The sequence below is a fragment of the Rhizobium rhizogenes NBRC 13257 genome, from assembly GCF_000696095.1.
GTDB classification, from domain to species: Bacteria; Pseudomonadota; Alphaproteobacteria; order Rhizobiales; family Rhizobiaceae; genus Rhizobium; species Rhizobium rhizogenes.
The window spans coordinates 210,654-221,475 of record NZ_BAYX01000013.1 but is presented as its reverse complement, the minus strand read 5'-3'; the positions used below and the strand labels follow the sequence as shown (position 1 = coordinate 221,475).

At 57.9% G+C, this 10,822-nt stretch carries 11 protein-coding genes and 1 pseudogene; 4 read left to right on the top strand and 8 right to left on the bottom strand.

Annotation, left to right across the window (positions count from 1 at the left end; translation table 11 throughout):
• The 5 genes from RRH01S_RS26535 to RRH01S_RS26515 all read right to left on the bottom strand — a co-directional run.
• On the bottom strand, positions 1 to 258 hold a 258-nt coding region (locus RRH01S_RS26535), incomplete at its 3' end, for a hypothetical protein (protein ID WP_042475422.1).
• 658 nt (positions 259 to 916) lie between these two features.
• Positions 917 to 1,471: a hypothetical protein gene (locus tag RRH01S_RS26530; RefSeq protein ID WP_042475451.1), complete on the bottom strand. Its 555-nt coding sequence runs from the start codon at positions 1,469 to 1,471 to the stop codon at positions 917 to 919.
• 60 nt (positions 1,472 to 1,531) lie between these two features.
• A complete protein-coding gene (locus RRH01S_RS26525; protein WP_042475419.1) occupies positions 1,532 to 1,996 on the bottom strand; it encodes a hypothetical protein in 465 nt (154 codons plus the stop codon).
• A 25-nt stretch (positions 1,997 to 2,021) separates the two neighbouring features.
• Positions 2,022 to 3,773 carry a ShlB/FhaC/HecB family hemolysin secretion/activation protein gene (locus RRH01S_RS26520; protein WP_042475416.1) on the bottom strand — a complete coding sequence of 584 codons (1,752 nt, stop codon included), beginning with the start codon at positions 3,771 to 3,773 and terminating at the stop codon, positions 2,022 to 2,024.
• A gap of 19 nt (positions 3,774 to 3,792) precedes the next feature.
• The gene (locus RRH01S_RS26515) at positions 3,793 to 4,464 is read right to left on the bottom strand and encodes an invasion associated locus B family protein (protein WP_042475413.1); all 672 of its coding nucleotides are present in this window, start codon (positions 4,462 to 4,464) and stop codon (positions 3,793 to 3,795) included.
• A 238-nt stretch (positions 4,465 to 4,702) separates the two neighbouring features.
• Between RRH01S_RS26515 and RRH01S_RS34925 the strand changes: the two are divergent.
• From RRH01S_RS34925 to RRH01S_RS26495, 4 genes and pseudogenes are all read left to right on the top strand, one after another.
• A pseudogene (locus RRH01S_RS34925) lies at positions 4,703 to 4,921 on the top strand (type II toxin-antitoxin system VapC family toxin); the annotation flags it as partial.
• Positions 4,922 to 5,130: 209 nt separating this feature from the next.
• On the top strand, positions 5,131 to 5,586 hold the full coding sequence (locus tag RRH01S_RS34215; RefSeq protein ID WP_012652901.1) for a hypothetical protein: 456 nt from the start codon (positions 5,131 to 5,133) through the stop codon (positions 5,584 to 5,586).
• A 117-nt stretch (positions 5,587 to 5,703) separates the two neighbouring features.
• Complete coding sequence (locus tag RRH01S_RS26500; protein WP_007694720.1) at positions 5,704 to 5,955, top strand: type II toxin-antitoxin system Phd/YefM family antitoxin; 252 nt, start codon at positions 5,704 to 5,706, stop codon at positions 5,953 to 5,955.
• Entirely contained in the window at positions 5,900 to 6,355 is a 456-nt protein-coding gene (locus tag RRH01S_RS26495; RefSeq protein WP_052365283.1) for a hypothetical protein, read from the top strand. The genes RRH01S_RS26500 and RRH01S_RS26495 overlap by 56 nt, the downstream gene beginning before the upstream one ends.
• Before the next feature lie 640 nt (positions 6,356 to 6,995).
• Here the strand turns inward: RRH01S_RS26495 and RRH01S_RS26490 are convergent.
• The 3 genes from RRH01S_RS26490 to RRH01S_RS26480 all read right to left on the bottom strand — a co-directional run bounded on the left by RRH01S_RS26490 (position 6,996) and on the right by RRH01S_RS26480 (position 10,601).
• The gene (locus RRH01S_RS26490) at positions 6,996 to 8,021 is read right to left on the bottom strand and encodes an ABC transporter permease (protein WP_007694717.1); all 1,026 of its coding nucleotides are present in this window, start codon (positions 8,019 to 8,021) and stop codon (positions 6,996 to 6,998) included.
• A 33-nt stretch (positions 8,022 to 8,054) separates the two neighbouring features.
• Positions 8,055 to 9,596, bottom strand: coding sequence for a sugar ABC transporter ATP-binding protein (locus RRH01S_RS26485; RefSeq protein WP_034519659.1), 1,542 nt, complete (start codon positions 9,594 to 9,596; stop codon positions 8,055 to 8,057).
• Between the two features lie 75 nt (positions 9,597 to 9,671).
• Positions 9,672 to 10,601 carry a sugar ABC transporter substrate-binding protein gene (locus RRH01S_RS26480; protein ID WP_007694715.1) on the bottom strand — a complete coding sequence of 310 codons (930 nt, stop codon included), beginning with the start codon at positions 10,599 to 10,601 and terminating at the stop codon, positions 9,672 to 9,674.
• Between the last annotated feature and the right edge of the window lie 221 nt (positions 10,602 to 10,822).

Sequence of the window (10,822 nt, the reverse complement as noted above, 5' to 3'; positions counted from 1 at the left end):
CGTGACGATGTCGATCAGCGGCACGCCGTTCGGAGCTGCACCGACACCCGGCTGATTGGCGGTTGGTGCGGTGGTGCTCGCCGAAACCGACTGGGCGTTGGCAATCACCGGCTGCAATACCAGGAGGCTGCTCAGCGTCAGGGCAAGTGCCTTGTGAACAAGGCGCGCGAGCCGATGAACGATGTCGCCCGCAGCCAACTGCGAGGCAGTCCATTCTCTGTACGACTTGCCAGACCCCTGGCGCGGATGTTTGCCCATGATACGTTCGCCCTTCTGAGGTCGGGCTACGTCCGCGGCTCTCGCCCGACTATGTAGCCTACATCTCACCTCGCCCAGGCCGCGTCATGCGGCACATATTGAAGATTTCTCATGATCGACTTGGTGGCGGACGTCAATTGCCACACGGATAAAGGGAGCCAACATTGGGAATGTTCGCGTGAGCTTGGTAAAGACCGTGTGAATTTTACACCAATGACTATATGCAATACGGAGAGACACGCATCACGGATGGTTCACCGCGGGCGCTTCAAGCCTTGCGGCGTGGCGATGGCGGACGAACTTGGATGCGGTGCTCCAGCCTGAAGCCGCCGCCCGGGACAGCCATGGCGTGAGAAAACCGCCGAAAATAACCACAAACGTGGCAACTGCAATTGCACTCCCCGCTGGCGCGTTTGAAGCCGCAATAGTGCATCGTGCCGGTCGACCATTCCGCCGAATATGTCCGAATACCCCATGTCGAAATTCACATGCCCGCCGGCGAGCTTGGCGTCGACGGTCCATCCAAACACGTCGCCGCCGTCAATGCGATGCGGGTTTGCTCATCACTCGTTTCTGTCTTTTCGAACGCCTACCCGTCTCATGCATTTCGGGTCTCAGTGACAACGGCGGCGGGCAGAGGTCCGCCGCCGGAGCTGCCCTATTTCTTGGTCAGCCAGATTTTGACTTGTTGCGTAAAGGATTTCGACAGGCGTTGGGCTAGGATGTCCTCCGGTCCGGCGGCAGCGACTGCGTTGACGGCCATTGCTATGAATATGCCATAACCCTCACCCCTCATCGCAGGGTTCACGCCGACAACGCTCGGGTTCTCCGCGATCAGTTGACCGGTCTTGGCGTCTTCAAGCCGAACCGTCCCACTGATGCCGCTGTCGCTATGGATCAGGATGCGGCCAGCCTTCGTGCTCAAATCGACCGTGTGCAGAGTAACAACCAGCCGCCCGCGGGTCGGACCGCCGGGCACGCCGATCAGTTCCTTCTCCATCGTGCTCTTTAAGGTACGAACGACCATGGAAAGTTGCGGATCGGCTTTGCCTTGAGTGAAAAGGCCCGTCATCATAACGTCGGGCGCCGTCTCGATTCGGATCTCACGCACCGACGTGCGCTGGAGCGCCGCAACCAACCGCGGATCTGTGGTGACACAAGAGGCGAGCACCGTCACCAGAAGCAGGGCGCAGCAGTATTGCAACCCCCGCATCAGCCACGCATGAAAACCAACATAGCCGGAAACTGAACAGTTTTGCATCATCGCGCCGCCTCAACGATCACTCTTGGCCGGCACCGTTTGCGCCCCGCCATCAAGCTTCTTGTAGAGGTCCCCGAGCTTCGACTTGGGCACCGGGCACTTCCGCGAACGGCCAAATTCGCTGAGGACCTGATTGCGATTGCGAAGCGCATCGATCTCAACTTTTTCCGGAGACTTGGGATCCATGAAGAACAGCGCGGGCCAGAAAAGCAGAACGCCAGTGGCGCCGAGGATGACGTTCTTACCCTGCGCCTGCGAACGCTCTTTGACGGTCGACAGGATCTGGCGTTCATTGGCTTCGAATTCGCGGGAGATCCCGCCGCAATCCATCCCGCTATCGGCGACATTGGTCGCCGCGACCGGATGCGCCTCACGACCGCCGCAGCTCGAAAGTACGACTGCACAGCAAAGAAGCGCCGCAATCGGAAGCGTTGCCGATCGCACGGCATAATTATCGTTTCGCCAGATCAATCCCATTATGATTTCCCTCTAAATTTATTAATCACCACTTCACCGATGTACTGACGAACAGCAGCCCGGCATCGCGCCGATCTGTCGTTCCGCCGAATATGTCCGAATAACCGATATCGAAATTGACATGACCGCCGGCGAGCTTGGCGCCAGCCGTCCAGCCAAGCATGTCACCGCCATCGATGCGATAGCGCGCTTGGCGTGCGATCCGTCCGTAGTCGAGGCCGACATAGGGCCGGAATTCGCCGAGGATCTTCGCAAGCTCCGCGTTGTCGGCGAAAGGCTGCGTGCGCCAGACGAGATCGTTGCGGACGAAGAAGCCGTTATTGCCGTAAAGCATGGTCTCGCGCGTGCCGCGAACCGAGGAATAGCCGCCAAGCGAGATCTGCTCGGCCCCGAACAGATTGTCGGGCGAATATTGTCCGGTCACGATCGAATTGAGCTCGAAGCGCTGTTCGCTGACCTCGAAGGGCCGCGTCACGGTGATCGTGCCGCTGAACTTGGAGAAGCGAGGATCGGCGTCGCCTGCCCCGGCATCGCCAGGTGCGACGGCGTCGAAGAGATTAAGTCCCTGACTATAGGAGAGATCGAAGACCCAAAGGCCTCCCAGCATGCGGCGGGAATGGGAAATACCGAGATCACCGGCGGTATATTTGCGGCTGCCGACCTCTATTTTGCTGCCGAGCAGGAAATTGTTGGTTTCCTTGTAGGTCAGGCCAGTGTTGAGGGTGGTGATCGAATCCTTGTCGCGGAAAATCACCCGGTCGGCGCCGATACCGACCTGCTTGCTGTCGCCGGATGTTTGCAGTGTCCCGAAATTCCCCGGAACCGAACTGTCATAGCCATACCAGGAGCCATTCAGCGACAATGTCCAGTAGCCGTAGGGCACGCTGACATTGCCGGAATAGCTGTTGCTCTTGCCGACGCCATCGTTCCGCCAGGGGTAGTCCGGGCCGCTATGCTCGTAGGAAAAGTTCCATTGATCGTTGATGCCGAACAGATTGTCATAGCCGACCGAGGCCGAGGACTTGGAATATCCCGTCTGTTCCTGGCCGAGATTGCTGTTGCCGAAAGAGAGATGCCAGGGGTGATCCGGCTTGTTCTCGATATTGAGGATTGAGGTGCCGTCCGTCTTCCCCGGCAGCATCGCCGTCTTGGCGTTGTTGGACGAGAGACGGTTGATCTGATCGAGGCCCTGTTCGATATCACGCAGATTGGTGATGTGACCCTTCATGCCGGGAAAGGCAGTCGCCAGCATGCCGGAGCCGGGGGCCGGCTTGCCGTTGATGTAGATGTCGGAGAGCGTGCCCTCGACCGCCACCAGGCGCAGCACCTTCGTTCCGGCAATATCCTGGGCCGGCACGTAGACACGCGAGGTGACAAAGCCCTTGTTGAGGTAGAGATGCGTCAGGTCGCGCAATAGCGAGTTGATCTCACCGACGCCAACGCAACGGTTCGCATAAGGTGCGGTCACCGTGTCGATAGCGGTGGCCGAAAACTGTTTGACACCTTCGACCTCGACATGGGTGATGGCAAAGCACGGGCCAGCCTTCTGGCCACCAGATGCGGCCGGTTGCTGAGCCTCGGTCTGCGCCGGCTTCGGGGTCATCCGGCCCAAGGTCTCCAGACGCTGCTGCTCGGCCTCCTGCGCCTGCCGGCGGGCGAAGTCGTCATTTGGCGTCTGGGCAGCTGCAGGTGATATCGCAAAAATTACCGCCAACAGTGCGCTGGCGGTCAAAACGATATTGTGGCGAGGGGCAGCTGCGCGCCGGGCTGACGTCATAAGCCTGTCTGCCTTTACGTCAGTTGGAGGCAGACTTCTGCAGCGCATCCAATGCCGCCGACAGACCCTTCAGGGAGAACTTGATGTTAACCTTCTGGCCATTCATCATCTGCACATGACCAACCCCATCCGCCGCCTTGGCAAGCGCTGAGATCGTCTTTGTGTCCAGCTTCTGCTGTGACCAGCAGCCGGCCTGGTTGCAGTTGCGATAGGCCAGCTGCACAACAGGCTTATCAGCCGCGTCGATGCTCAAGCCTGCCGGCAGGTACATGTTGAGCGGCACGAGCGCGGTCAGCACCAGATCGCTTGCCGGCTGCTTTGCTGTCTTCTTGTCCGGTGCGGCCGGTGCATCGGCCTTGGCGATGGCGAGCGTCAGCACATTGACGTCCTGGTCACCCTGCTTCACCGTCGCGATCTGTGCCACTTCGCAATGCGTAGCTGCAGAACCGTCTGCGGCCTTGCCGTCAATGCAGCGATAGTACCAGTCGTCAAACTTCTGCACGCGGGCTTGTGGCGCCGGTTGTGTCTGTCCGGCGGCTGTCGCGGCAGGGCTTTGCTGAGTACCTGCATTGGCGGGTGCAACCGGTTGTTCCTGCGCAAGGCCGAACGACGCGTATAGGGTTGATGAGATGAAGACCGCGGATGCGAGGGTCTTGACGGAAAATGCGTTAGCCAAAGTCGCAAACCTCATGCAAACCTTCCTGAAGTCAAAATTATTGGATTGCGCAAGGGGACCTTGCTCATCGACAGATCATCAAAATCATGAAAAAGCACCGCAGACGGTGCGGCCGATCATCGGCTTGATCCGTTCCATAGCATGCTCTACTTAATACATCGATAAGTAGTGTTCACGCTACGACGTAGCATGCCCGTTTTTGGAGAGCCGTGTGCATTTTGCAACATAGGCGGATATGGACGACAACCACCTTGTCATAACTTTCTTGGCGGCCCAGCGCGGCGCAATCGTCGCCACGCATGACGAAGTCATGATAATGATCGACCGACATGGCATTTTCAGTATGGGCATTGGTTACACGGATGCCCACTTGCTGGCGTCAATCCTCCTTGACCACAAAGCGTCCTTGTGGACCAGAGACAAGCGCCTGCGGGCAGCGGCCGAAAAGGCAGGAGCGTCACTGCATATACCGGTCCGTGGACCGGCTCTGAACAATGACCCTATTGAGATCCCCTGCAACAATTTGAAATTGATAGGAAAATCGGACCATCAACGGGGTCATGGGCCACGCCGGTATATTCGCCACGTTCTCCACAAAACGGAGTATATTTCAATTACCTAAGTTTCATCCCAGCGGGGTCATCCTTGGATGCTTTTTCACATGCAGGAGCGCTGAACCAGATGGAAAGCTCCGCAAAGCCAAAAAAACCAATCCAGAAGGATGCACGAAAGATGATGACCGCACGGAGCTCTTTGCATATCGGCTTATTATCGGGTCTCGCTTTTATGTTGTCAGCGTGCGTTGGAGTGACAAACCAGGAGCCTGAGACAAGCACGGTAAAGTCCGGCCGCAGAACCGAATTGGGAACGATAAGTGCCATCACACCTGGATGTAGGGACGTCACGGGCATCTATCCCGATACGGTTGATTATCCGAAACATGGGCAGGTGAGCTTCGAGTGGAAAGATGTGCTTGTTGGATTGATTAAGGAAGGGCCGCGTCGAGCCTGTAGTGGCAGGCGGGGAGCGATTGCCTTTGTCTATTATCGCCCAGATCCTGGTTTTACGGGTGACGATCACTTAACCGTACGTCTGGGTTCCAAGATTACCCGGATCAATATCAAGGTCGTGAAATAAGAGAAACCCGTCTAGACGGTTCTCTGTGGAAATCAACAAACTACCAAATGTCAGAAATTGAGCAAAGAACTTGCCTGAAACAGCTAATTCGCCTATTTTAGGGAAAAGGAGATTGTCATGGCGAGTTTCACCCTCACAGATCTTGGCAACAAATCCGGGGAAGTCGTGGAGGCCGCCTTCGGCGGCCCTGTCGACATCACCAAGCGGGGCAAACGCAAGTTCGTCCTGTTGACGGCCGAACAGTTCGACCGTCTAGCAGGGCGGAACACCCAGCGGGCGCATCGTGTCGAGGATTTGACGGGCGAAGAGCGCGATGAGTTCCTGGCTGGCCTTGACGCTATCGTACGTGACGATGGCCAAGATGATTGAACCCAAACATGGGCACATCATTCTCTATTCCTATTTGTGGGCACGGGAGCATGATCAAGGGGAGGAAAGTGGTCGTAAGGCGCGCCCGACCTGCGTAATGCTGATTGTTGTGGGTAAGGATGGTCGCCAGAAACCCCTACTTTTCCCGATCACGAGCCAGCCGCCACGACCTGGCGCACACTATGTGGAAATTCCAGAAACCGAAGCCCGCCGCGCCAAACTCTATACGCCGGCTTGGGTCATTGTCGACGAATTCAACACGGATGATCTCGCGACGTCTTGGGCACTCGAGGATGCCAAACCGCTTGGCCAGTTCACGCGCAAGTTCATGTCGCGGATCGCCGCCGAAGCCGCAGCAGCGATCCGCGTTGGCGAGGTGCGCAGCGTACCAAGGCGATAGTCGCGCCAGGAAGGGAGACAATCGGCCCACTCGTGATGGCTGAACTCCCTACTGATTGGCTGTACATCACTCGTCTCTATGGGTGGAAACTGAAGATGGCCGCCGATTTGTTCCGCGCAATGGGCTGGATAACCAGGCACGGAGGCTCTGAGAATGTCTGGCCTCTGCCTGGAGTCTTCAGGCTCAATTTTCGTCGACTAGAGCGGACTTGAATTTTCGACCCCGTCATTTCGTTGAATCGAAGAAATTTTCTACGAAAGCCGCAGTTGGCGCTCCTGACAGGATTCGAACCGCGGCCCCCGATAATCCCATCAGCGCTAACATCATATTTCCATTACGTAACTGCTTTCCAATGGGGCCTGTCGTAGGAACCTTTAGAATATCCCTTAAAATGAGGTTTCGCCGCAGGTTATAATGCTACACAACTGGACATTGCGACGAAATTTTCACTCGCAAACGATCAAGATCGTTGATCTGGGATTCGCGACATTTGGCCGTATTTCAACGCGACCTCCGCGCCGCCATACGGATCAGCTTTGAGGGCAGCATAGCCAATAGCGTTTGAAGACGGACTGTTTAAATCCATACCAAACGCACCCCAATGCGGTCAAAACACGGCGAAATTTAACACTCGGCTGTTCTAACGTTTCGCTCGCTTCTTCTGACGATAGACGTCGATGGCCACGGCAGCGATGATGATGACGCCCTTGGCGATTTCCTGATAGTATGCGTCGACGTTCAGGAAGGTGAAGCCCGAGATCATCACGCCGAGGATGACCGTGCCGATCACCGTGCCGGCGATGCGTCCGACGCCGCCGGTGAGCGAGGTGCCGCCAATGACGGCCGCTGCGATCGCATCCAATTCATATGTGACGCCCATGCCGGCCTGCGCCGTCTGGACGCGAGCCGCCGTGATGATGCCCGCAAGACCCGCCAGCAGACCGGCGATCGCATAGACCTTGACCAGATGCGCCTCGACATTGATGCCGGAGACGCGCGCGGCCTGAATGTTGGCGCCGATCGCATAGGTGAATTTGCCGTAGCGCGTGTAGCGCAGCACGATATGGAACGCGAAGGCAACCACCAGGAAGACGATGACGGGCCAGATGCCGGTGCCGATGAAGTTGAACTGGTCGGTGAGGCCCGAGATCGGCTGTCCCTTGGTATAGAGCTTCGACAGGCCGCGCGCCGACACCATCATGCCGAGCGTCGCGATGAAGGGCGGTATTTTCGTTCTCGTGATCAGCAGGCCGTTGACATAACCGGCGGCAAGACCGATCAGCAGGCCGATGCCGATCGGAACGAAGAACGGCAGATCGGTGAGCGCCGGATAGAGCGCCCGCGCCCAGGTGGAGGACTGGGCAAAGCTTGCGGCGATCATCGCCGTCAAACCGACGACGGAGCCGGATGAGAGATCGATGCCCCCGGTGATGATGACCTGCGTCACCCCGACCGAGATAATCCCGATGACCGAGACCTGCAGGATCATGATCTTCAGGCGCTGGATGTTGAGCAGGAAGCTCTGGCCGACGAAAATCCAGCCGAGAACCTCGCAGACAAGTGCAATGCCGATCAGCACCAGAAAGATACCGAGTTCTGGCGGCACGCGACGGCGTCTCGAGCGCGTCAGCTGCGGTGCGACCGTCTCTGCGACTTTGCTAACCATGGTTCAATCCTCCCTTGCGATGGCCGGCGCGGATCATTGTGCCGCCAGCTCCATCACCTTCACTTGAGTTGCATCCGCACGATCGAGGAAGCCGGTCACCCGCCCCTCATGCATCACCATGATACGGTCGCTCATACCGAGCACTTCCGGCATCTCCGAAGAGATCATGATGACGGCGACGCCGTTACGCGCCATTTCCGTGACCAGGCGATGGATCTCCGCCTTGGCGCCGACATCGATGCCGCGGGTCGGTTCGTCCAGGATCAGGATGCGCGGATTGGTGAGCATCCAGCGGCCGATCAACACCTTCTGCTGATTGCCACCGGAGAGATTTTCGATGCGTTCGTCGAGGGTCGGCGTTTTGACGCGCAGCTTGCGCGCCATCTCCTCGCAAACGTCCGCGACCGCACCTTCCTGCACGAAGCCGCCACGAACGAATTTGTCCTGCAGCACGGCGATCTGCATGTTTTCAAGCACGCTGAGGATCAACAGACAGCCGGTATCCTTCCGGTCTTCCGTCAGGAAGGCCATGCGATGGCTGATCGCCACCGCCGGCGAAGAGACGTTGACCGTCTTGCCGAACAGCTCGATCGTGCCGGAGGAAGCCGGCGTCACGCCGAACAGCGTCTCGGCGACATTCGAGCGGCCGGAGCCGACTAGCCCGGCGACACCGAGAATTTCGCCGGCCCTGACCTCGAAGGAAACATTGGAAAAGACGCCATCCAGGCTGAGATCCTTGACGGAGAGAAGCGTCTCGCCGATCGGCACCTCTTCCTTCGGGAACATCTGGGTGATCTCGCGGCCGACCATCATGCGAATGATGTCGTCGCGCGTAACATCGGTCGAGGCGTGCGTGCCGATATATTTACCGTCACGAAACACCGAGAATTCATCGGCGATCTCGAACAGCTCGTTCATCTTGTGGGTGATGTAAACGATGCCGATACCCTGCTCACGCAGGCCGCGGATAATCTCGAAGAGATGCGCCACCTCGCGCTCGGTCAGCGCCGAGGTCGGCTCGTCCATGATCAGGACGTCGGAATCATAGGAGACCGCCTTGGCGATCTCGACCATCTGACGGCTGGCGACCGAGAGCTCGCCCACCTGGATTTCCGGATCGATGCTGATGTTCAGACGACGGAAGAGATCTTCCGTCTTCCGGCGCATCTCGGCGTGATCGACGAAACCAAAGCGGTTCTTCGGCTCGCGACGGATCCAGATATTCTCCGCAACGGTCATATATGGCATCAGGTTGAGTTCCTGATGGATCATCGCAATGCCGTTTTCCAACGCATCGAGCGGCGATTTCAGGCGGATCGCGACGCCTTTCAGAAGCACTTCGCCCTGATCAGGCACATAGATGCCGGCCAGGATCTTCATCAGCGTCGACTTGCCGGCGCCGTTTTCGCCCATCAGCGCATGCACCGTGCCGCGCTTCAGACGAAAGGAAACGTCATCGAGAGCCACCACGCCCGGAAACTCCTTGCGGATGCCTTCGGCACTCAGCAGATAGGGGGCGTTGGGAACAGCGCCGCTGGCGCGTACCGCAGCCATGGTGGATGGGCTGACAACCATCTTTTCTCTCCCGGAATGTGGCGGAATTTGTGAGGATGCGGGCTCACGCGCCCGCATCCGTCGATATGAACGCGATCAGTTCTTCTTGACGAAGTCCTTGACGTTTGCCGGCGTCACGAGCTGGAAGGGAATGTAGACCTTCTTCTCAACCTTTTCGCCCTTGGCAAGCTTCAGCGCGGCATCCACCGCACCCTTGCCCTGGCCGGCGGCGTCCTGGAACACCGTGACCTTCAGATCGCCGGCCTGCATCGAAGCCAAGGCATCTTGCGTCGCGTCGACACCGGCGACGACAATCTTGTCCAGCGACTTGCCAGAAGCCTTCAGCGCCTGGATAGCACCAATTGCCATTTCGTCGTTGTTGGCAATGACGGCATCGAATTCGAGACCGCTGGAGAGCCAGTTGGTCACAAGGTCGGCGCCCTGGGTACGCTGCCAGTTGGCGGTCTGCTCCTGGACGATGGTGATGCCCTTGCATTCGTCGGTGGCGAGAACGTCATGCACGTCCTTGGTACGCATGCGGGCCGCCTGGTTGGACAGTTCGCCCATCATGACGACGGCCTTGCCCTTGCCGCCGAGAAGACGGCAAACTTCCTTGGCTTCCAGCGTACCGGATTCCACCTCGTTCGAGGCGACAAAGGCTTGCCCTTCCGGCAGGCTGTCGACGTTCGCCGGCTCGCGGTTGACGAAGATCAGCGGGATCTTCGCCTCTGCCGCCAGCTTCGAGATGGCAGCCGTCGCATCCGTATCGACCGGGTTGACGATGATGGCGTCTACCTTACTGGCGATGAAGTTCTGGATCTGGCTCTGCTGCTTGGCGATGTCGTTCTGCGCGTCTTCGACCTGCAGCTTCACGCCATCAACCGTCTTGGCATAATCCTGCATACCGTTGCGCAGAACGGTCAGGAAGTTGTCGTCGAACAGCGCCATCGACACACCGATGGTTTCGGCATGCGCCGCCGTCGAGAGCATAAGCGCCATAGCGGAGCCAATGATAAGTTTTCTCATGATTTTCCTCCCAATTGCGGTGTCCGGCCACACCCCTCATTAATACCGGAACCCTCGGCTTCGACCGCAGGGCCAACAATCCAAGCTGCCATCACTCCCATAACGGCGGCCTAAAAACGGAACAAACAAACCGTAAAATTCACTATGCGGAATATTTATTCCATTTCCCAAGGAAAACGTCAACACTATTTTGTAACCGTCCCGGCGGAGACGAAGTTCTC

Excerpts from the sequence above, each read along its gene's own strand:
- RRH01S_RS26530 (WP_042475451.1), bottom strand. The coding sequence starts at position 1,471 with ATGCGGGGGTTGCAATACTGCTGCGCCCTGCTTCTGGTGACGGTGCTC.
- RRH01S_RS26525 (WP_042475419.1), bottom strand. The coding sequence starts at position 1,996 with ATGGGATTGATCTGGCGAAACGATAATTATGCCGTGCGATCGGCAACG.
- RRH01S_RS26520 (WP_042475416.1), bottom strand. The coding sequence starts at position 3,773 with ATGACGTCAGCCCGGCGCGCAGCTGCCCCTCGCCACAATATCGTTTTG.
- RRH01S_RS26515 (WP_042475413.1), bottom strand. The coding sequence starts at position 4,464 with ATGAGGTTTGCGACTTTGGCTAACGCATTTTCCGTCAAGACCCTCGCA.
- RRH01S_RS34215 (WP_012652901.1), top strand. The coding sequence starts at position 5,131 with ATGGAAAGCTCCGCAAAGCCAAAAAAACCAATCCAGAAGGATGCACGA.
- RRH01S_RS26500 (WP_007694720.1), top strand. The coding sequence starts at position 5,704 with ATGGCGAGTTTCACCCTCACAGATCTTGGCAACAAATCCGGGGAAGTC.
- RRH01S_RS26495 (WP_052365283.1), top strand. The coding sequence starts at position 5,900 with ATGAGTTCCTGGCTGGCCTTGACGCTATCGTACGTGACGATGGCCAAG.
- RRH01S_RS26490 (WP_007694717.1), bottom strand. The coding sequence starts at position 8,021 with ATGGTTAGCAAAGTCGCAGAGACGGTCGCACCGCAGCTGACGCGCTCG.
- RRH01S_RS26485 (WP_034519659.1), bottom strand. The coding sequence starts at position 9,596 with ATGGTTGTCAGCCCATCCACCATGGCTGCGGTACGCGCCAGCGGCGCT.
- RRH01S_RS26480 (WP_007694715.1), bottom strand. The coding sequence starts at position 10,601 with ATGAGAAAACTTATCATTGGCTCCGCTATGGCGCTTATGCTCTCGACG.